Source organism: Gloeotrichia echinulata CP02 (assembly GCA_038087035.1).
GTDB classification, from domain to species: Bacteria; Cyanobacteriota; Cyanobacteriia; order Cyanobacteriales; family Nostocaceae; genus Gloeotrichia; species Gloeotrichia echinulata.
This window is the reverse complement of record CP051187.1, coordinates 3,055,329-3,075,327: the sequence shown is the minus strand read 5'-3', so window position 1 is coordinate 3,075,327 and position 19,999 is coordinate 3,055,329. Positions and strand designations below refer to the sequence as shown.

The window sequence follows — 19,999 nt, the reverse complement described above, 5'->3', positions numbered from 1 at the left end:
TATGATTTTTTAGCTTCAGTTATCAACCTGATGGCGTTGAGATTTATTTGTTTGTAGTTGCGGTTCAGCGCCATCATACTCGATGATCGAGGCACTGGGGAGTGGTATTTTTACTCATACCAATGTCAGTCCCTCAGCACTCAGCAATCAAATCGTCGTCGCAGAACTTGTAACAGAGTTGTGAAGGTTTGGGGAGGGGTAGCTGTCACCTCAATTTCAGTTCCTGAGAGGGGATGCTGTAATTTGAGGCGCCAAGCATGGAGTGCTTGACCTGGTAAATTGACACCTACTGAATGACCAGAACTATAAACCGGGTCGCCGACTATAGGATGACCCATTTTGGCGCTGTGGACGCGAATTTGGTGGGTGCGACCGGTTTCGAGTTGAAAATGAATTAAAGTGAAGTTACCGAGGCGTTCTTTGACGAACCAATGAGTAATCGCCGACCGTCCGCCTTGCTCTATGGGAACAATTGCCATTTTTTTGCGGTCTTGGGGATGGCGTCCAATAGGTAAATCTACGGAGCCACTTTCAGATTTGGTAGCACCGTAAACCACGCCTAAATATTCTCGTCGTGCAGTTTTGGCTTGGAGTTGTGCTTGTAGATGTTGATAGGCTAGGTCAGTTTTGGCGATCGCGATCGCGCCGGTGGTATCCTTATCTAAGCGATGGACAATTCCTGGACGTTGGACGCCGCCAATTCCTGGTAAATTGGGGCAGTGTGCTAACAAAGCATTAACTAACGTCCCATTGCGATGGCCGGGTGCTGGATGGACGACTAAACCAGCGGGTTTGTTGAGGATGAGTAGCTGGTCATCTTCATAGAGGATGTCTAGGGGGATATTTTCGGCTTGCAGTTCCAGAGGTTCGACTTCTGGTATGTTGAGAGAAAGGCGATCGCCTGCTTTGACATTTATCTTTTTAGATGTGCAAACTTTCTCATTGACTTGAACTTCACCCTGTTCGATTAACTGTTGAATGCGCGAACGGGATAAATCTGGTAATTCTTCAGCTAGGTAACGGTCGAGGCGTTCCCCTGTTTCTTCGACTTGTAAATAAAATTCGGTCACAATTACTGCTACATAAAAGCTGAACAAATCCAGACATTACTTGACGTTTCAACGGGAGCATGGGAGCGGCTATCCCTTAACGTCCAGACACGCTTTAGCCTGACGTGCATATTTTTCGAGATTTTTAGATGCATTTAAATCTCTGTCTTCAGTATGCTGACATTTTTTACACTCGTAAACCCGCTGTGATAGACTAATTTCTTGAATTTCTCCACAATTTGCACAAGTTTTACTAGATGGGTAAAATCTATCTACAAATACGACAGTTCCACCATATCTAATTACTTTATATTCTATTTGTCTACGGAATTCATAAAAATTGGCATCGCTGACAGCACCGGCTAACTTATGATTTTTCAACATCCCCGAAGTATTCAAATCCTCCAAAGCAACAACTGCGTGGTTTTTGCAGATAAATGTAGTTGCTTTATGAGTGGCATCAATACGTATATTAGTAATACGTCGATGCAGTTTAGATATTCTCAACTTTTGTTTTTTGTAACGATTACTCCCTTTGATTTTCCTTGTAAGTTGACGTTGTAATCTTGTTAACTTTCTCCTGGCACTTTTTAAAGCTTTCGGATTGACAAAAATCACTCCTGTTGATAAGGTAGCTAAGGTTTTTATGCCTAAATCAACCCCGACATAATCATGTTCTTTAGGAGTAATTTCTGGTTCTATTTCATAAGCACAAGAAATGTACCAATCTCCCGCAGATTGAGATATAGTAACCTTTGTGGTTGTGGTGTGAGGTAAAGATTCATAAGTTGAAACCCAGCCAATCGTTGGTAATTTAATGCGTTTACCACCGATATTTATTGGTTTACCACCGGCATTAATTGTAAAACTCTCATTTCTGCCTTTTCTTTTAAACTTGGGATACTCTGCACGTTTAGAAAAGAAGTTCTTAAAAGCTTTCCCTAAATTATCAAAAGCAAATTCCGTGACTTTTTGACAAATACCTGGTTCTTTAATCCAAGTCAAAACTGGTAGCAGTTGATTATTAAAGAACTTTTTCAAAATCAAGTGATTGGGTTGATATCCAGATTGATACAATGCTTGCCATGTGGCGAGTCCCCAATTGTATGTAAATCGGGATATGCCGGCATGTTTTGACATCAGAATTTTCTGGTCGGCAGTCAATTTTAACTTGGTTTTGATAGAAGTCAGTAACACAAATTTACTTGTAAGGCAAGCTTTTCAAATCATCACATAAACAGTACAGGTGGGTCTAGAAGGTTTATGTAAATTTTCTTGAAACATGTGGTGACAGAAGCCCCCAGAGCGCGTAGGGTCTGCACCATACGCGTGCAAGGTTTTTGGTGCGGTTTGTTAATAAATGTCCGTGGAAGTCCGGCAAATACTTAACTAGGATATTACTCTATCCTGCAGTCAAAAGTTTCTGACGCACCCTACAGAGTCCCTAAAAAAAACACCCCCCGTTTCCGGAGGGCGTTTTTTTATTCAGTTAACAGTCAAATATTAACCGTTGATTGCAGGAGCGCTCAAAGCAACAGGAGAAACTTCACCAGCAGCTAAGTCTAAGGGGAAGTTGTGAGCGTTACGCTCGTGCATTACTTCCATACCCAGGTTAGCGCGGTTGATTACGTCTGCCCAAGTAGGAATGACGCGACCTTGAGAGTCAATTACTGATTGGTTGAAGTTGAAACCGTTCAAGTTGAAAGCCATTGTGCTGACACCCAAAGCGGTAAACCAGATACCGATTACAGGCCAAGCAGCTAACAAGAAGTGCAGAGAACGGCTGTTGTTGAAAGAAGCGTATTGGAAGATCAAGCGACCAAAGTAACCGTGAGCAGCTACGATGTTGTAGGTTTCTTCTTCTTGACCGAACTTGTAACCGTAGTTCAAAGATTCGGTTTCGGTGGTTTCACGCACCAAGGAGGAAGTTACCAAGGAACCGTGCATTGCGGAGAACAAAGAACCGCCGAATACACCAGCCACACCTAACATGTGGAAGGGGTGCAACAGGATGTTGTGTTCAGCTTGGAACACAATCATGAAGTTGAAGGTTCCGGAGATACCCAAAGGCATACCATCGGAGAAGGAACCTTGACCAATTGGGTATACCAAGAATACTGCGGTAGCTGCTGCTACAGGTGCGCTGAATGCTACGCAGATCCAAGGACGCATACCCAAGCGGTAAGACAATTCCCACTCACGACCTAGGTAGCAAGCTACACCGATCAAGAAGTGGAAAATTACCAATTGGTAAGGACCACCGTTGTACAACCACTCATCTAAGGAAGCTGCTTCCCAAATGGGGTAGAAGTGCAAACCGATAGCGTTGGAGGAAGGAACAACTGCACCAGAGATGATGTTGTTTCCGTAAATCAAGGAACCTGCAACTGGTTCGCGGATACCATCGATGTCTACAGGAGGAGCAGCGATGAAGGCGATAATGAAGCAGGTGGTAGCGGCTAGCAAGGTGGGGATCATCAATACGCCGAACCAACCGATATAAATCCGGTTTTCGGTGCTGGTGATCCACTGGCAAAACCGATCCCATACGTTGGCGCTGGAGCGCTGTTGTAAGGTTGTGGTCATTGTTTTATGAGTGCTATTGTTTTGAATGAATCAGGCTGAGTTAATTTTCCGCCTGTAATCATACACATTACATGAGTTTACGTTGATTGTATTATTTATTTTCTTATGTATTTTGGTTAAATTATTAATTTAACTTATATTAAAAGTCGAAGTAAATATAGGGTAAACTACCTTCAGGCGCTAATAACCACACGGCGTAAAAGCATAGGGGCACGAAGACAAGCTTAACAGGCCAGTTGAATTGTAATTTCAGAAACCGGTTGAAGCTATAGACGATAAACATGAGGGTAGCGAGGGTGAGCAGTATCCAGGCTAGTTGGGATTGGCTTAAATCTAGGGCTTCTACATAAACTTTTTGAGCAAATTGTACATCTGCACGATGACCCCAGAGGTGTCCAACTACTAAGGAAGAATCTTGGAGGTTGGGTAGTCGGAACCAGATCCAGGAGGTAAAAACCATCAATTGGGTTATCAGCCAAGCTAAAACTATGCCCAAGGGATGTTGCCAAAAATGTTCGAGATGATCAAAGCGATCGCTGATATTATCTGTAAGTCGATGCACTACTAAGGCTAAACCGTGGTAAAGTCCCCAAACGATAAAACCCCAGGCTGATCCATGCCAGATGCCAGCAATTAACATGACGATTAATAAATTCCAGCAGGTGCGGGTTAAACCTTGACGGGAACCACCCAAAGGAAAGTAGACGTAGTTTCGCAGCCAATCGCCTAAAGTCATGTGCCAGCGTCGCCAAAAGTCTGCAATGCTGGTGCTGAAATAGGGAAAGTCAAAATTTTCTGGTAAAACTAAGCCAAAGAGCAACGCAGTCCCACGGGCAATGTCTACGTAACCATTGAAATCTAAATATAATTGTAAGCCATAGGCAAATGTAGCTAACCATAGATCAATACTACCTGCCCGTTGGAGGTTGCCAAAACATAAATCAACGAAAATTCCTAAATGGTCTGCCAAAATACCTTTTTTAACTGCACCCCTAGCAATTAACCACAGTCCTTCTGCAAATGTATCAGGTGTGGGTAAAGTCAGTGTGTTGAATTGATTAGCTAGGTTGTGGTAGCGAGTAATCGGACCTGAAATTAATTTTGCAAAAAATAATTTGTAGGTGGCAAATTTAATTAATTTATCAGTGGCTGGGGCGCCGCGATAAACATCTATTAAATAAGAAATACATTCAAATGTAAAAAATGAAATTCCTAGGGGAGCGATTAATTTAAAAGAATTATCTGGAGAATTATCTACCCAATTAAAACCATGATTTAATAATGCTGGTAGATATTTGAAACCTACTAGTAATAAAACATTTAAAATTATCCCAAACCATAAAATTTTGAGCCGACGAAGATTCCAATCAGCTTGGGAAAAATGCCAATCTTCATTAGAAATTTGCGAGTCATGGGTATGTTTTCCACGGGAGGTGTTTGTACCAATCTCCAGACCCAAACGAAAGTTAATAAAGGTCAGCACTAATAGTAGTGGGATGTATTGAATATTCAATGATGCATAAAACACCAAACTAGCAATTAGTAGCACCAACAACCGTAATTGTTTTTGTGCCAAAGACCAGTAAATTCCCAATACACTCAGCAAAAAAAGTCCGTAAAAAATAGATATAAATTTCATTTGTCACTGGTCAGTTGTCATTGGTCATTTGTTATTTGTCACCCACTCCCCCACTCCCGATCAAGCTACTTCGCTGTCCAGGGAATCATGGGGTCATGGGCGAGTTTTTTTGAGACTTCGTAGGCACCAAAGCGGTTGAGGTGACTGGGGTCGGAAAAGTAGTCGTTCATTTTTGTCCATAGTTGGCTAAAATCTCGATAAACAAAGTTGGGATTGGCTATCATCTGCAACATATATTGTTCAAATTCCTGCTCATATTTTTGACGTACTGGGTCTAGATATTCTGCAGTGAGTGGCATGTTGACAAAGACTAGAGTAATTTTCTTTTCTTGGGTAAACTGTAATATGGCTTGGAATGAGTCATTTTGCTCTCCTTGTACTTGGAAAGATTTATAATCGTTGTCGTAATTTCCTGTTACTTTGGGGTGTTTTTGATAGTATCTACCTGGATGAAAGCGGGTAGACAAGGGTAGGAAGCCGTCAAAGTCTACGGCTTGCTGGTAAGTCTCTTCTTCGAGATTTTCGGTGGTGGTTTGTGTTGGTGATGCTGTCCCAAAGCGATCACCAAATAAAGCCCAAGAATTTAGTTGTTGGTGCAATAAAGCTTTTATTTGGTCACGGTTTGGGTAACTAGCAGAAATCGCTGCTACTGTCTGATTTAACCAATTATTTACAGCTTCATAGCTGTTAGTCTCTGGCTTGACGATTTTTGTCTTTTTATCTTGAATCGGATTTACCGATATCTGCTCGCTACCTTGTGTTACTGTTGCTTTTTGTAAGACTTGCTTGTACCCTGCTGATGTGGCGATCGCGTTAAATGTGATATCTTCACGACCGCTGTTGAAAGCACGGGAACCATCTGCCCAAATAATTAATTTCGGTAGTTCTGATGGTTCTAGCACCCGACGAATGATCAGGTCTACAACTTTTGCTGTGGCACCATTAATACCCAGGTTAAAGACATCAATATTTGGATACCCCTGAGTTGCTAACCCCTGTGAAAGTGCTGCCGGATCGACGCCTCTGAGGGCGCGGGAGGAGCCAATAATTAAGACATGGGGGGGAGTACCAGTTTTAGCCAGACGCTGTTTATACAAGGCTATTTGCTCATCTAGCTGCCGAGCATTGAAACTTGGCATTGGCGATCGCGCTGCTAACAGAATAGCAGTTGGGGTGGCTTTTCCTTTGAGTGGTGCTGCTACTAAATTCTCGGCTGGAGTATCATCTTGAGTGAACCCAGAAGCATTGAATACAGAACCTTGAGATCGAGAGGATTTGGTCTTGGAAGTGTTAGCAAATAATACCGTTTTCTGGTTTTCTTCAGATTTTAAATGTGGCTTTTGCTCAGGGGATGATGGGGACAAGACATTGGCAATTTCTGGAGAATTCTGTGTGGTAAGAGTAATGATTTGACCGCAAATCCAATCAGTTTGAATGGTGAGCAATAATCCCAATGTACTCCAGACTAGAGCTACCTTAATTCCTTGAGCATCGTGGTACTGTTCTGCTGGCTGGTCGGTTTCGGTAAATAATTGGGTTCTTAATAGCCACTTTTTGGCTATTGCGGTGACGTTGGCTAGCCAATCCTGGGCGACTTGTGTGACAAAAGCTTGAATTTCTTCTGTTGTCACGTCTGCACGTATAATTGGCTCGTTAGCCTCATTAGTTAAAAGCTCATTAATAGAGGCAGAACTAGCAGCAAATTCTGGGGTAGCTTCTGGGACTAAAGGTTGACGTTGCTCAAAATCCTTGCCGTAGTGCCAAAAAGGTTCCTTATTACCAGCACGGCGACCGTAGACACGCACGCCGGTAATTTGGGGGATTTTCAATTGGCGGATAAATTGAGTGACTTTCTTTGCTACTTGTTTACGTGTTGGGCAGATGGGTGCATCGCACATAATGTGCAATATATCACCTTTGCGAAGGAGAATTACGCGAATACCCCCTGTTTTCAGTCGCCAATCTAAGTCAGGATTGAGTAAGCGCTCTAGGAGAAAATTGATGGCTGGTTCATCGCCAGAAGTTGCTAATTCTAAGGCGGATGCAGCAAAGGCGGGATGCTGGGCTGCAGGTAAAGACAGCCAATCGATCCAATCCGGTTGGCTGTCGGGGATTTTTTGTCCGTATACAGTAGCAGCTAGCATCCCTTGGGGAGCGATCGCTTCTAACTGGGATGAAATCGCCTCCATGCACAGTGTTTTATTGGGCACTGGGGTGGTTTCTAAGGGGTTAGTCAGCGGGGTGCAAAAAATGTGTAAGGTAGATTCTTTGAGAGAAGTTTGCACAGCTACTTGTGACGCTGATAACACCTCAGTTAACAATCGGGCGATCGCTTGGACATCTCCCCAACGCGCCCATTGCTTCAGCATCACCTCTGGTGGTGTCAAATCGATTCGCAGTAGCCAATCCGGCTTGGTTTCGCCATTCACTTGCGAAACAATCACTGCATCTTCATAGCCGGAAAGCTTCAATTCCCGCAACTTTTGGGCTACTGGTTCCGCGAGTAAGGAGGGGTCAGGACTATAGCCAGACTGACACAAGATCCACAGACGATTTGAAGATGGCTCAATGTTCTCGGTCGCTGGAGGCTGTTTTACCTTTACTAGTACCCCCACACCCAAGTTACTCAGAGTTTCGCTAAGATATCGAGCAATGGCTTCTGGATGACCTTGGCGTGCCAAACTTTCATTAGAGACAATCAGCGCCCCACCAGCTAGTCTAGATGGTTCTGAATCTGCTAACAAGGCTTGCTGCACTTGTTCGAGATGGCGTTCGAGTTGATTTAAGTGAACCCGATGACACCATTCTGGTTGCGGCGCTCCTTTTTTTCGGCCGTAGACAAATACTTGGTATATTGAGGGTTGTTCGCTGTTTGTGAGGAAATGCAAATCAGTTTGCTGTAGTGCCTGGAGCAAATCTGAGAGCGTTCGCCAACGTGGGGGACACTCTGTACCTTCACAAAGGATATGTAGGTCATTTCCCCGCAAACGGACTTTCACTCCAAAAGTGTTAATCCCTGTTGCTTGGCTGACCCATTGGACCAAGGATTGCTGACGATCTAGTAATACTGTTTTCATGGGCAGTTAATTTCACAGGAAGCGAATATTGGGGGATAGTGCCTGCGCTTGTAAACTAGAACCATAGGTTTAGCACATCCTGAAGTTTTTTTTAACACTTTTGTTACCTTATTAGCTTGCAAAATCGGCCAAGATAGTCTTATAGATCTGCAAGTTATGCCAATGTTGAGTTTTCTGTCTATTTTACTCATCAGCCTCAAACCTAGAATTAGCCATGCTTACTACCACTCACTCGCCCGCTGTTAACCCCGAATTAAATCTGTTGCTGTTTAGGATTCCCCAATCTTTGCTCTTGCAAACAGGTACAGCGTCTATAGTAATGCTCCTCATTGGCACACAAATCACCACTAAAGCTCTGGAAGCTATAGGGGAAGCAAGTGGAGAATTATTTCGGGGCGATCGCCTACCCATTCTCCAGTTCCCAGAAGATAACGGATCAAAATCAAACTACAGTTAAACATTTAAGTTTAAATAACTCTGACTACGTGTAAATACTAATGCTTGGATGTCGAGAGTTAGAATTATCACAACAATCAGCCTTGGAAGATACAGAAAAAATATGAGTTCAGTTTTATACTCCCTCTCACAGGCGGCGAACATCTATCCCGCATCGGAATTGTTTTTGCGTCATCGACTGCAAATAGTTGAGGAATTATGGGAGTCTGTTTTGAGGCAAGAATGTGGTCAAAAAATGGTGGATCTATTAAGGGAACTACGTGACCTATGTTCGCCAGAAGGACAAGCTACGAATGACCAAGCCGAGTCTGCTGTGAAATTGATTGAGCAACTGAACATCAACGAAGCAATCCGAGCAGCTCGGGCTTTTGCGCTGTATTTTCAGTTGATTAATATCATAGAGCAAGAATATGAACAACGGCAGCAATTGACTCGCTATTCTGAGGGAGAAAAAGAGCCAAAAGACCCGGAAACTCCCACCAATATCAACTATTCATCCAACCAAAGGGAAAATGATGTTCCTGTGGACAGGGGATTAGGTGGTGAGTGGCTAGCTAATAATTGGGTCGCCAAACAAAATGAAAAAGAAAAAGGTACCTTTGCAGCCTTATTTCCCTATTTATTCAAACTGAATGTCCCACCCCAGCAAATTCAACGCCTCATCGCCCAACTAGATGTCCGCTTAGTATTTACAGCCCACCCCACAGAAATTGTCCGTCATACCATTCGCGATAAACAACGTCAGGTGGTAAAATTGCTGCAACAGCTAGATGGGGTGGAAAATCAATCTGGTAGTATGATAGGGGGATATCCTTGGGAAGCAGCCGATATTCGGGAACAATTGCTCGAAGAAATTCGTCTGTGGTGGCGCACGGATGAACTGCACCAGTTTAAGCCGACGGTGCTAGATGAGGTAGACTATGCCCTACACTACTTCCAAGAAGTACTATTTGATGGCATTCCCCAACTATATAAACGTTTCAAATATGCTCTGGGTAACACCTTTCCTTGGTTAGAACCACCTCAGAAAAACTTCTGCTCATTTGGGTCTTGGGTAGGTTCGGATCGCGATGGTAATCCATCAGTCACACCAGAAACCACTTGGCAGACAGCTTGTTATCAGCGGAAAATGGTATTGGAGAGATATATCAAATCAGTGAAGCAGCTGATTGAATTATTAAGTGTGTCGATGCACTGGAGTGATGTTTTACCAGACTTGCTGGAATCATTAGAATTAGACCAGTCCCAGTTAAGTGCAGTATACGACTCATTAGCCCTGCGTTATCGGCAAGAACCCTATCGCCTCAAGTTGGCTTATGTGCTAAAAAGATTAGAAAATACCCGCGATCGCAATCTTGCTTTGTACAACCGAGAAACGCCAAAAAATGAAGATAGCCCCATGTATCGTTCGGGAGAGGATTTTTTAGCAGAACTGCGATTAATTCAGCACAACTTGACCGAAACAGGTTTAAGCTGTCGGGAACTAGAAAATCTCATTTGTCAGGTAGAAATTTTTGGCTTTGACCTGACACAGTTGGATATCCGTCAAGAATCATCTCGTCACGCTGATGCTTTAAACGAGATTCTCGAATATCTCCAAATATTACCCCAACCTTACAACCAACTATCAGAAGCACAGCGAGTCGCTTGGTTAACAGGAGAACTGCAAACTCGTCGTCCCCTAATTCCAGCAGAATTGCCATTTTCGGAAAAAACCAACGATGTCATTCAAACCTTCCGCATCGTGCGATCGCTCCAACAAGAGTTTGGTATTCACATCTGCCAAACCTATATTATCAGCATGTGCCGCGAAGTCAGCGACGTACTAGAAGTATTACTGTTAGCCAAAGAAGCCAGACTATTTGACCCCGCGATTGCTGTGGGTACAATTCAGGTAGTCCCCCTATTTGAAACAGTAGAAGACTTACAACGCTCAAACAGCGTCATGCGTCAACTATTTGAACTCCCCTTATATCGCGCCTTATTGGCTGGTGGCTATAAAACTGCTGAGTTAAAACTATCGAGTCCAGAGTCCCATCAAAACTCAGTACTCACCCCTGACTTGCAAGAAGTCATGCTGGGGTATTCTGACAGCAACAAAGACTCTGGTTTTTTAAGCAGCAACTGGGAAATTCATAAAGCCCAAAAATTCCTGCAAAAAATAGCCGAAGAATATGGCGTCAATCTGCGGATTTTTCACGGTCGTGGTGGTTCAGTGGGACGCGGTGGCGGCCCTGCCTATGAGGCTATTTTAGCACAACCAGGTCACAGTATTAATGGGAGAATTAAAATTACCGAACAAGGGGAAGTATTGGCTTCTAAATACTCCTTGCTTGACTTGGCATTGTATCATTTAGAAACCATGACCACTGCAGTCATTCAAGCCAGTCTATTGCGGACAGGGTTTGATGATATCGAACCGTGGAATGAGATCATGGAAGAAATAGCAGCGCGATCGCGGAGTCATTATCGCGCCCTAATTTATGAGCAGCCTGATTTTATCGACTTTTTCCACCAAGTCACCCCCATCGAAGAAATTAGCCAGCTACAAATTAGCTCCCGTCCAGCGCGTCGTCCCTCCGGGAAAAAAGATTTAAGCAGTCTGCGAGCCATCCCTTGGGTATTTAGCTGGACACAAACCCGATTTTTGCTGCCTTCGTGGTACGGCTTCGGTACAGCCCTGCAAGAATTCCTAAACGAAGAAACAGAAGAACATTTGCAGTTACTGCGCTACTTTTATGTTAAATGGCCATTCTTCAAAATGGTGATTTCTAAAGCAGAAATGACCTTAGCCAAAGTAGACATGCAAATGGCACAGCACTATGTAGACGAATTGTCAAGCCCTGAAGACAAATCGCGGTTTGAGAAAGTTTTTGAGCAAATTGCCAGTGAATTCTATCTTACCAGAGATTTAGTCTTAAAAATCACCAATCACCATCGACTTTTAGACGGTGATCCTGTATTGCAGCGTTCTGTACAGTTACGCAATGGCACAATTGTACCCCTAGGATTTATCCAAGTTTCCCTACTCAAGCGCCTCAGACAGTCGCGAAATACCATTACTACTGGCGTCATCCACTCCCGTTACAGCAAAGGCGAGTTACTGCGAGGCGCATTGTTAACCATTAATGGTATTGCTGCAGGAATGAGGAATACAGGTTGATGGGGATTGGGGATTGGGGATTGGGTAAAATTGACAAATGACAAATGACAAAGAGTAATGAGTAATGAGTAATGAGTAATGAGTAATGAGTAATGAGTAATGAGTAATGAGTAATGAGTAATGACAAATGAGTAATGAGTAATGAGTAATGAGTAATGAGTAATGAGTAATGAGTAATGAGTAATGAGTAATGAGTAATGAGTAATGAGTAATGAGTAATGAGTAATGAGTAATGAGTAATGAGTAATGAGTAATGAGTAATGAGTAATGAGTAATGAGTAATGAGTAATGAGTAATGAGTAATGAGTAATGAGTAATGAGTAATGAGTAATGAGTAATGACAAATGAGTAATGAGTAATGAGTAATGAGTAATGAGTAATGAGTAATGAGTAATGAGTAATGAGTAATGAGTAATGAGTAATGAGTAATGAGTAATGAGTAATGAGTAATGAGTAATGAGTAATGAGTAATGAGTAATGACAAATGAGTAATGAGTAATGAGTAATGAGTAATGAGTAATGAGTAATGAGTAATGAGTAATGAGTAATGAGTAATGAGTAATGAGTAATGAGTAATGAGTAATGACAAATGAGTAATGACAAATGAGTAATGACAAATGAGTAATGAGTAATGAGTAATGAGTAATGAGTAATGAGTAATGAGTAATGAGTAATGAGTAATGAGTAATGAGTAATGAGTAATGAGTAATGACAAATGAGTAATGAGTAATGAGTAATGAGTAATGAGTAATGACAAATGAGTAATGAGTAATGACAAATGAGTAATGAGTAATGAGTAATGAGTAATGAGTAATGAGTAATGAGTAATGACAAATGAGTAATGAGTAATGAGTAATGAGTAATGAGTAATGAGTAATGAGTAATGAGTAATGAGTAATGAGTAATGAGTAATGAGTAATGACAAATGAGTAATGAGTAATGAGTAATGAGTAATGAGTAATGAGTAATGAGTAATGAGTAATGAGTAATGAGTAATGAGTAATGAGTAATGAGTAATGAGTAATGAGTAATGAGTAATGAGTAATGAGTAATGAGTAATGACAAATGAGTAATGAGTAATGAGTAATGACAAATGACAAATGACAAATGACAAATGACAAATGACAAATGACCAAAAAACCAGTTCTAATTTGTACCTTTATTGCACTATCTACGGGATTTTTTAGTAGCTACATTGGTGGACAAATCACCTTAATGCAGCATAGCCAAAAGTGTCAAAATCAGCCTTGGGGCTTAAAGCAGATGTGCAACACTTGGGTAGCACCAGGCGCAATGTGGCAAGGTAGTACCACAGGACTGTGGACAGGTACAGTCTTGGGCGCTTTTGTCGGCGGTTTGGTGACCAAAAAAATGGGATTCAAGCCCCGTCCTTCTAGGACGGCTTTATGATAGAATTCAGGTATAGTCGCCATAGGGCATTGGGAGACTTTAAACGGACATGGAGGGATGGTAAGACCACTTGTGGCGCAACGAGCGCGAAGTGTCAAGGAATCCTCGCTCTTTTAGGACGAGGAGGTATGTCAAACGCCAAACTCGCTATTAGGTACTTCCATAGGACTTACGCACTGTACAAATTTGGCATGGTATGATTTTACCAAAATACGTTGTTTCAGTAAACAGACCCGCGTTTTCGGGGTTTAGCAATGCTAAACCCCTACGAAATCTCCGGTTTTTTGCGGACCATATTTTGTGTTTTTTGTCAATGCGTAAGTCCTATTCCAATTAAAAAAATCGCCAATTTGTAGGGTGCGTCAGTACCAATAATCTCTTGCTTAACCCCAGTTTTCTCGCTGTTGACGCACCCTATATGACAGTTGCGTAAGTCCTAATCAGATGTTGTTACCAATGCTTTGGGAGCAAGTTGGCTGCAAATTTCTAGCAGTCTAGTAGCAGCACCAGCCGCTGAAAACTTTTCCGCAACGTATTGGCTGGACTGGAAACCTCGTTTAATTACTTCATCGGGATTATCTAAACAGTATCCCATACATTTGGCTAATCCTTCTACGTCTTCGTTGTCAAAAAATAGGCTGTGTGAGCCAGCTACTTCGGGTAATCCTCCCATTTTTGAGACAATAGAGCAGGTTTGAACGCTAGAAGCTTCTAAGACTACGTAACCTGCAGGTTCTTGCCAACGAGAAGGTGCAATTAAAGCCAAAGCATCCTGAACTTTTAGCTGCACTTCTGTTTGAGACATTTTACCTAAAAAATTAACTTTGTGGGTAATTTGTAAGTTAGAAGCTAGCTGTTTTAATTCGCTAGCTTGTTCGCCATCGCCAATAATGGTAATTTGAAATTCTTTTTTTTCGTCTTGTAAAATCCGCGCCGCTTTTAATAAAATATCTACGCCTTTATCTTTAGATAATCTACCGACAAAAATAAAGTGATATGGATGAGATAAATTTTCTAAACTTTTTATTGGGGTTTTCGATTTGATTGCTATCGGATTGTATAAAGTTTCAACTGTCCAAGGAAAGCTAGAAGATTGTGCCAAGAAGTCGCTACAAGCTGTATGATAATCAGCTAATAGTGCAGTAGAAAGGCGAGTGAATAGGCGTGCCCATTTCACAAAAGTGTGTAATTTCCACTTCAATGGATAATTAGCTTTCGGTAATGTCTGTTTCCATTCGATTTTCAGCCGTTGTGTCAACGTCATTGGCTCGTAAATAGTATGGGTAGATTGATAAATACAATAATGGTATTTAATAACTATCTTTTTCTGCAAAGCCTTACATAGCATGATAAAAAATAAATTATTTGAATTCATATGCACTATATCTGCCCAAGCAATATCATTCAACCAATTGGCAAGATTATCTTGTTTTGTCGAAATAATTTTGACTTCAATACCTCTGGCTTGAACTTCAGCAATAATTGCATGAATATAAGTTAAAACTCCACTAATTTCATTGTTGAAATGACGGTGTTGAATTAAAATTTTCATAATCAGCATAATCATAGTTATAGAATTCCCAAAAATGCTGCTAAAGTAACATTCTACCTAAAAAATTTTGGACTACACAAAAAACCGGTTTCTAGCAAAAATAGTGCCTTTATTCGTGGAAGCACTACAAAAGAAACCGGGTTTATAGTAGTCTGTCAATTTTGTTTTGAGGGATTTTTGGTAGTGTGAGCGTCTCGCTCACGCGGGCAAGATGCCCGCACTACAGTCCATCATTTTTATCTTGACAGAGTAATAGTATGATTCGTGAGTGATTTCTGATAGTTACTCCCATCAGAAGTAACCGTTACAGAATATTTACAGGTCTTTCCTAAGGACTGTAGTCATTAATCAACTATCTGTTGAACGTGTAGGCATTTGCAAATTAGTCAGAGTCCTCCATGAGTTAGTGCTGGTATCAAAACAGCGCCAGGTTCCCCCTTTAGTTTCTTGATAGCAAAACAGACTGCGATCGTTACCATTAAAATTGTCAATTAAATAATATACAATTCCTCGAAAAGGATAAGTCTTGCGACTTAGGCGTTTAGCGACTGCTTGATTCGGACATTCAACAACGAAAACTGGTTCGCCATCCAGATGTGCCAAGGAGAAGATACACATCCGCAAAATGGCTCTGAGCCAACTTTCCGAGTTGTCAAAATAATCGTCTATGATTTTGTTGGTCAGCGCTTTTTCGAGGGTACGGTCTTTATTTTGGGGAGTTTGGGCGTCAGACATAGCATCACCTATTGCTATACCGTTGGTTTGAGATTAAACCAAAATCGGGAAAACTGACAAGTGTATAGACACATTTAACGCATTAGGAGGAAAATACAGCTTGGAATGATGGTTGACGCTTGACGGTTGACCACGAAAAAACATGTCAGTCTGGCTGGTAAAATCTACCTATAGCCTTAAGAGCAAATTGCCATGCCTACTGAAACCAATCCAGGGAATGAAACTACCACAGGTGCTGATGCTATTGATGAAGCGATCGCACGGGGAATTGATTTTGACGGTTCTGCCATTCCGCCTGCCAAGCTAGAACTGTATACTAAAGTTATGGCATTAGAGGCCAATAGACAGCGTAGTGGTGTCTCAAATACTATGCGATCGCGTATTGTCCGCATCGGCGCCAAACACATCGCCCAAGCCGAACTCGACACATTGCTTGCAGAGGCTGGTTTTGCACCGTTGAAAGAGAAAGAAATTGCCTTTTTTTACGGCGGAAAATGATCTTCCAGGGCGCAAGGCCTTGCGCCCCTACGCCATACGGTAGGGGAAAATTAGGGTTTTTGGCGTCGTTCGATGATCTTCCAGGGCGCAAGGCCTTGCGCCCCTACCCTGTGGTTATTGCATGAAAATTGCTGTAATTCACAAATAATCGAAAAATACATCTGGTACTAAGCGTAATTCTCCAGATTTGAAGCGGGCTATATCTATCCAAAGTGCCAGATGTTTACGACTTTCTGACTCAGAAAAAGTTAAGCTTTCAATTTGATAAAATTTGGGATCTGCAAAATCACATTGGTAAAGTTGAATGATTTCATGTCCCTGTTTACCGTTGAATATAAACAGGTTTTCTATACATCCCAAATAGCGAATATTGGTTAATTCTGCCTGAATTTCTTCTTGAAATTCCCTCTCTAAAGCTACGCGGCTTGTTTCGCCAAATTCCACACCACCACCCAAAGCCCGATAAAATGTATCTTGCTTGAGGGGGTCGATTCCTTCGGATACAAATATGCGATCGCCATCTCGAATTAGCGCCAAAACTATTACCCGAATTTCGCCTGGTTTGTTCATTGTGGTAACTTAATTAATTGTCTCAGGGACTTCCAGTTTAAAAAATACCCAATCTGTAGGGTGCGTCAGAAAATAATATATAGCAGATTGCAGGTAAATGAGGTACAGATATTACAATGATTTTCAGGTAAATAGACCACGCTTTTGTGGCGCAAGGCCTTGCGCCCCTACAAGGATCTGTGGTTCAAAGAAATGAAAATTGCTGTATAACTGCTGCAGTTTGAATATCTAGGACTGACGCACCCTAGGAGATCAAATCAAATATTATTGGGTAATTTATTTTTTGGTACTCCCTAATTGTCATAAATTGAGTAGGAACGACTCTCGCTATCCTCGACTGGCCAATCTGCATTTTCGCCGCCAATGTACAATTCTTCAATTGTGACATATTCTTCACTTAGCTGGGTGAGAGCGTTAATTAAAATATCCAGGGAAATCGCATCACTGGTTCCTAAGTCAAACCAGCAACGTCCCCATTCACCCTCATATTCAAATTCACCCATATTGTGCATTAAAGCCAGCAAGCTTTTATCATACCCTTGTTGGTCATAATTCATATGGCTGATTTCCAGACCTGTGTCCTGTACCTGAAGATTTTCGGCATTAAATGCACCTAATTTGCCTAAATAAAACCAGGAATTAAAAACCTCTTCTATATACTGTTTTTCCCGCGCAGAGGGAATGGTGCTGAACTTTAACCAAATCCAGACATCAAAAGGATTAACTTCACGAAACTCGATTTGCATTTGCGTTTAATATCTCAATTATTTTCCTCTCAACACCAGCATATCAATATTGGGGGTTGGGGATTGCACTTCGGCTCCGCTCTGTTACCAGGGATTGCACTTCTCTGCGAGACGCTACGCGAACGGCTCCGCTCAGTGACCGGGGATTGGGGATTGGGAGGCTGAAGTTTGAGGTTCTGAGGTCGGAGTTTGAGGTTCTGAGGTCGGAGTTTGAGGTTCTGAGGTCGGAGTTTGAGGTTCTGAGGTCGGAGTTTGAGGTTCTGAGCTTGGAGTTTGAGGTTCTGAGGTCGGAGTTTGAGGTTCTGAGCTTGGAGTTTGAGGTTCTGAGGTCGGAGTTTGAGGTTCTGAGGTCGGAGTTTGAGGTTCTGAGCTTGGAGTTTGAGGTTCTGAGCTTGGAGTTTGAGGTTCTGAGGCTGAAACTTCTCCCCATCCCCCCGAATCCCCAATCCCCAATCCCCATTCCCTAATCAACCACCGAGATTCTTCAGACGGTTAGCAGCGTTATCGCGTTCTGACTGAATTTGTGTGACTAAATTAGGCTGTAGTTGGGATTTTTTGCTTAAAGCTGTGTCAAAATTAGCGATCGCATCTCGAATCAGTGGCTGGCTGTTTTCTTTTTTCCCTTGCTCATGCAGGATTTGGGCTTTGAGATAATACAATTCTGGGTTATCGGATGTAGTTTTGAGAGCGCGGTTGGCATATTCTAGGGCTTGAGAGTATGATTTTAAATCGCGATAGGCAAGAGCAATACCACGATCCACTAAATACTGAGGTCCAGCATTTTGTTCTAACCTTTGAATAGCCTGATTTGGGTTCGCAAAAGGTAAATTCACCGCTAGCAACAAATCCATATAACCCTTGATTAAATTCAGTTCTGGATCGTTGGGAGAAATCGCTTCTGCTTTGTCTAAATACTCATAGACCTGTCGTAGGCGACTTAAGGCGGTTGCTGCGCCGTTTGCACCCTCACGGGTAATAACTACGGCTCCTTCTAAAAAATTACCGACAGCAGTATATAAATTCCCGCGTAAAGGGTCGGTAGCAATTAATTTTTGTCCGGTTTCTAAAGTTTTTTTGCTGTAGCTGTCTAATGTAGCCATATCCTTATTACCGTATGCCAATGATGCTCTCATGGCATAGGCTAGGGGTTCATTTGGTTCACGGGATAGTGCTTGTTTTAGGTACTTCTCTGCTGCTGGATAGTTCCCTTGTTGGAAAATGGCTTTAAAAGCTGCTTCTGTTTGGTCGCCAATTTTGCGCGGTTCGCTAGTACGAAAGGGATCGCCAGCAAAGGAGGGATTCATCCACAGATTCAGTGCGATCGCCGCTACAAAAGTCCCCTGAAGGAGGCTAGTGAGTCTAGCCAACACAATTGCTTGAGGAGCAGAAAACCGTTTACCCATTGTAACCCTCAGAATAATTGCGGTTGAAATTGTGATTTGTGTTACTTAAAATAAAATGCAGAAAAAATGGTTAACCTTAACTTGTGTCTGTTTAAGCCAAAATTTTCTAAACAGGTTGACTACGGTAATTTTCCCAGGTTCCCATACTGTTGTAGCCATTCTTCAGGGGGAAATCTGCCACAATGGAATCACATCGCTATAAGCCCAGTCTGTTCTCCCAGGGTGGGTTGGTTTTTGTCGTCAGGGTCAAGTTCCTCGCCAAGAGACACTTATAACTTCTAACAACAGAGAATGATTTTGGCTGTTAGATTAAGGTTTTAACGCAGGTTATGCGCTATGAATGTTTCGGAAATTTTCCAGTTTCTCTCGGTGTAATTAATCGTAGTTAATTAGTTATTCGCCAACTTTTGGTCATCTTAACAAATGCTCTATCTCAGAAATTTAATTTATCATCCGACAGCTTGCCCCACAGCGATTCTGAAATCAACTAACCTAGAATTAGCACCCCAACAGCTAGGGCTAATTATTGGTCCTAGTGGTTCTGGTAAAAGTACCTTACTAGAAATTTTGTCTGGACTAGCCGAACCTACATCTGGCGCAGTCTTCTGGCGCGAACAAGAACTGATCGCCGAACAACTACAACAACTGGCTGGGTTAGTGTTTCAGTTTCCAGAGCGCCACTTTTGCGGTGGTACAATTTTAGAGGAATTGCGTTTAGGGCATCCTGAGTTAGGGTCAGAGCGAGTAAAACTTGCATTGAGTGAAGTTGGGTTAGAGCATTTATCACTCTCCGCATCTCCCCACGCGCTGAGTGGTGGTCAGCAAAGGCGTTTAGCTTTAGCTGTACAATTAATTCGCCAACCCAATTTACTCTTATTGGATGAACCTACCGCCGGCTTAGATTGGTCGATGCGGCGACAGTTGGTAAATTTGTTAGCGAAACTGAAACAAGATTGGACGTTATTGATAGTAACACACGATGCAGGCGATTTATTGGCGATCGCAGACCGTTGCTGGACACTCAACCACGGCGAACTAAAAGCCGTTGACCCCGCAACCCTAAGAGCAAAAGTTAAAGAACCTGAACCGTTAGCCGTTGACAAATAACAAATGAC

General features: G+C 42.2%; 17 protein-coding genes. 6 read left to right on the top strand and 11 right to left on the bottom strand.

All coding sequences use genetic code 11. The features are described from left to right. Positions 1-140: 140 nt before the first annotated feature. The 5 genes from HEQ19_13670 to HEQ19_13650 form a co-directional block, all read right to left on the bottom strand. Positions 141-1,073 carry an RluA family pseudouridine synthase gene (locus tag HEQ19_13670; GenBank protein WYM00415.2) on the bottom strand — a complete coding sequence of 311 codons (933 nt, stop codon included), beginning with the start codon at positions 1,071-1,073 and terminating at the stop codon, positions 141-143. Between the two features lie 66 nt (positions 1,074-1,139). Further along, the gene (locus tag HEQ19_13665) at positions 1,140-2,246 is read right to left on the bottom strand and encodes an RNA-guided endonuclease TnpB family protein (protein ID WYM00414.1); all 1,107 of its coding nucleotides are present in this window, start codon (positions 2,244-2,246) and stop codon (positions 1,140-1,142) included. A gap of 306 nt (positions 2,247-2,552) precedes the next feature. Then, positions 2,553-3,635 carry a photosystem II q(b) protein gene (gene psbA, locus HEQ19_13660; protein WYM00413.1) on the bottom strand — a complete coding sequence of 361 codons (1,083 nt, stop codon included), beginning with the start codon at positions 3,633-3,635 and terminating at the stop codon, positions 2,553-2,555. A 139-nt stretch (positions 3,636-3,774) separates the two neighbouring features. Further along, on the bottom strand, positions 3,775-5,274 hold the full coding sequence (locus HEQ19_13655; GenBank protein ID WYM00412.1) for an MBOAT family protein: 1,500 nt from the start codon (positions 5,272-5,274) through the stop codon (positions 3,775-3,777). A 65-nt stretch (positions 5,275-5,339) separates the two neighbouring features. Beyond that, entirely contained in the window at positions 5,340-8,351 is a 3,012-nt protein-coding gene (locus HEQ19_13650; protein WYM00411.1) for a DUF1574 family protein, read from the bottom strand. 214 nt (positions 8,352-8,565) lie between these two features. Here HEQ19_13650 and HEQ19_13645 point away from each other — a divergent pair, with 214 nt between their 5' ends. Then, positions 8,566-8,808, top strand: coding sequence for a hypothetical protein (locus tag HEQ19_13645; GenBank protein ID WYM00410.1), 243 nt, complete (start codon positions 8,566-8,568; stop codon positions 8,806-8,808). 102 nt (positions 8,809-8,910) lie between these two features. Continuing rightward, the gene (ppc, locus tag HEQ19_13640; protein WYM00409.1) at positions 8,911-11,970 is read left to right on the top strand and encodes a phosphoenolpyruvate carboxylase; all 3,060 of its coding nucleotides are present in this window, start codon (positions 8,911-8,913) and stop codon (positions 11,968-11,970) included. On the opposite strand, the gene HEQ19_30980 is transcribed toward ppc, so the two are convergent. Beyond that, on the bottom strand, positions 11,926-13,098 hold the full coding sequence (locus HEQ19_30980; GenBank protein ID WZI67207.1) for a hypothetical protein: 1,173 nt from the start codon (positions 13,096-13,098) through the stop codon (positions 11,926-11,928). The two genes, ppc and HEQ19_30980, sit on opposite strands and share 45 nt — an antisense overlap. On the opposite strand from HEQ19_30980, the gene HEQ19_13625 reads away from it, so the two are divergent. Next, complete coding sequence (locus HEQ19_13625; GenBank protein ID WYM00408.1) at positions 13,099-13,380, top strand: hypothetical protein; 282 nt, start codon at positions 13,099-13,101, stop codon at positions 13,378-13,380. 436 nt (positions 13,381-13,816) lie between these two features. On the opposite strand, the gene HEQ19_13620 is transcribed toward HEQ19_13625, so the two are convergent. Both HEQ19_13620 and HEQ19_13615 read right to left on the bottom strand, forming a co-directional pair. Next, positions 13,817-14,932 carry a glycosyltransferase family 4 protein gene (locus HEQ19_13620; protein WYM00407.1) on the bottom strand — a complete coding sequence of 372 codons (1,116 nt, stop codon included), beginning with the start codon at positions 14,930-14,932 and terminating at the stop codon, positions 13,817-13,819. A gap of 348 nt (positions 14,933-15,280) precedes the next feature. Further along, the gene (locus HEQ19_13615) at positions 15,281-15,667 is read right to left on the bottom strand and encodes a hypothetical protein (protein WYM00406.1); all 387 of its coding nucleotides are present in this window, start codon (positions 15,665-15,667) and stop codon (positions 15,281-15,283) included. A 192-nt stretch (positions 15,668-15,859) separates the two neighbouring features. Here HEQ19_13615 and HEQ19_13610 point away from each other — a divergent pair, with 192 nt between their 5' ends. Then, complete coding sequence (locus tag HEQ19_13610; GenBank protein WYM00405.1) at positions 15,860-16,165, top strand: DUF4090 family protein; 306 nt, start codon at positions 15,860-15,862, stop codon at positions 16,163-16,165. Positions 16,166-16,303: 138 nt separating this feature from the next. Here the strand turns inward: HEQ19_13610 and HEQ19_13605 are convergent, their stop codons facing one another. Both HEQ19_13605 and HEQ19_13600 read right to left on the bottom strand, forming a co-directional pair. Beyond that, the gene (locus tag HEQ19_13605) at positions 16,304-16,735 is read right to left on the bottom strand and encodes an NUDIX hydrolase (GenBank protein WYM00404.1); all 432 of its coding nucleotides are present in this window, start codon (positions 16,733-16,735) and stop codon (positions 16,304-16,306) included. A 293-nt stretch (positions 16,736-17,028) separates the two neighbouring features. Further along, positions 17,029-17,481: a DUF3531 family protein gene (locus HEQ19_13600; protein WYM00403.1), complete on the bottom strand. Its 453-nt coding sequence runs from the start codon at positions 17,479-17,481 to the stop codon at positions 17,029-17,031. Positions 17,482-17,627: 146 nt separating this feature from the next. On the opposite strand from HEQ19_13600, the gene HEQ19_13595 reads away from it, so the two are divergent. After that, the gene (locus HEQ19_13595; protein ID WYM03396.2) at positions 17,628-17,948 is read left to right on the top strand and encodes a hypothetical protein; all 321 of its coding nucleotides are present in this window, start codon (positions 17,628-17,630) and stop codon (positions 17,946-17,948) included. On the opposite strand, the gene HEQ19_13590 is transcribed toward HEQ19_13595, so the two are convergent. Further along, on the bottom strand, positions 17,949-18,884 hold the full coding sequence (locus tag HEQ19_13590) for a Sll0314/Alr1548 family TPR repeat-containing protein (protein ID WYM00402.1): 936 nt from the start codon (positions 18,882-18,884) through the stop codon (positions 17,949-17,951). It lies immediately after the preceding gene. Positions 18,885-19,307: 423 nt separating this feature from the next. Between HEQ19_13590 and HEQ19_13585 the strand changes: the two genes are divergently transcribed. Beyond that, entirely contained in the window at positions 19,308-19,991 is a 684-nt protein-coding gene (locus tag HEQ19_13585) for an energy-coupling factor ABC transporter ATP-binding protein (GenBank protein WYM00401.1), read from the top strand. Positions 19,992-19,999 lie beyond the last annotated feature (8 nt).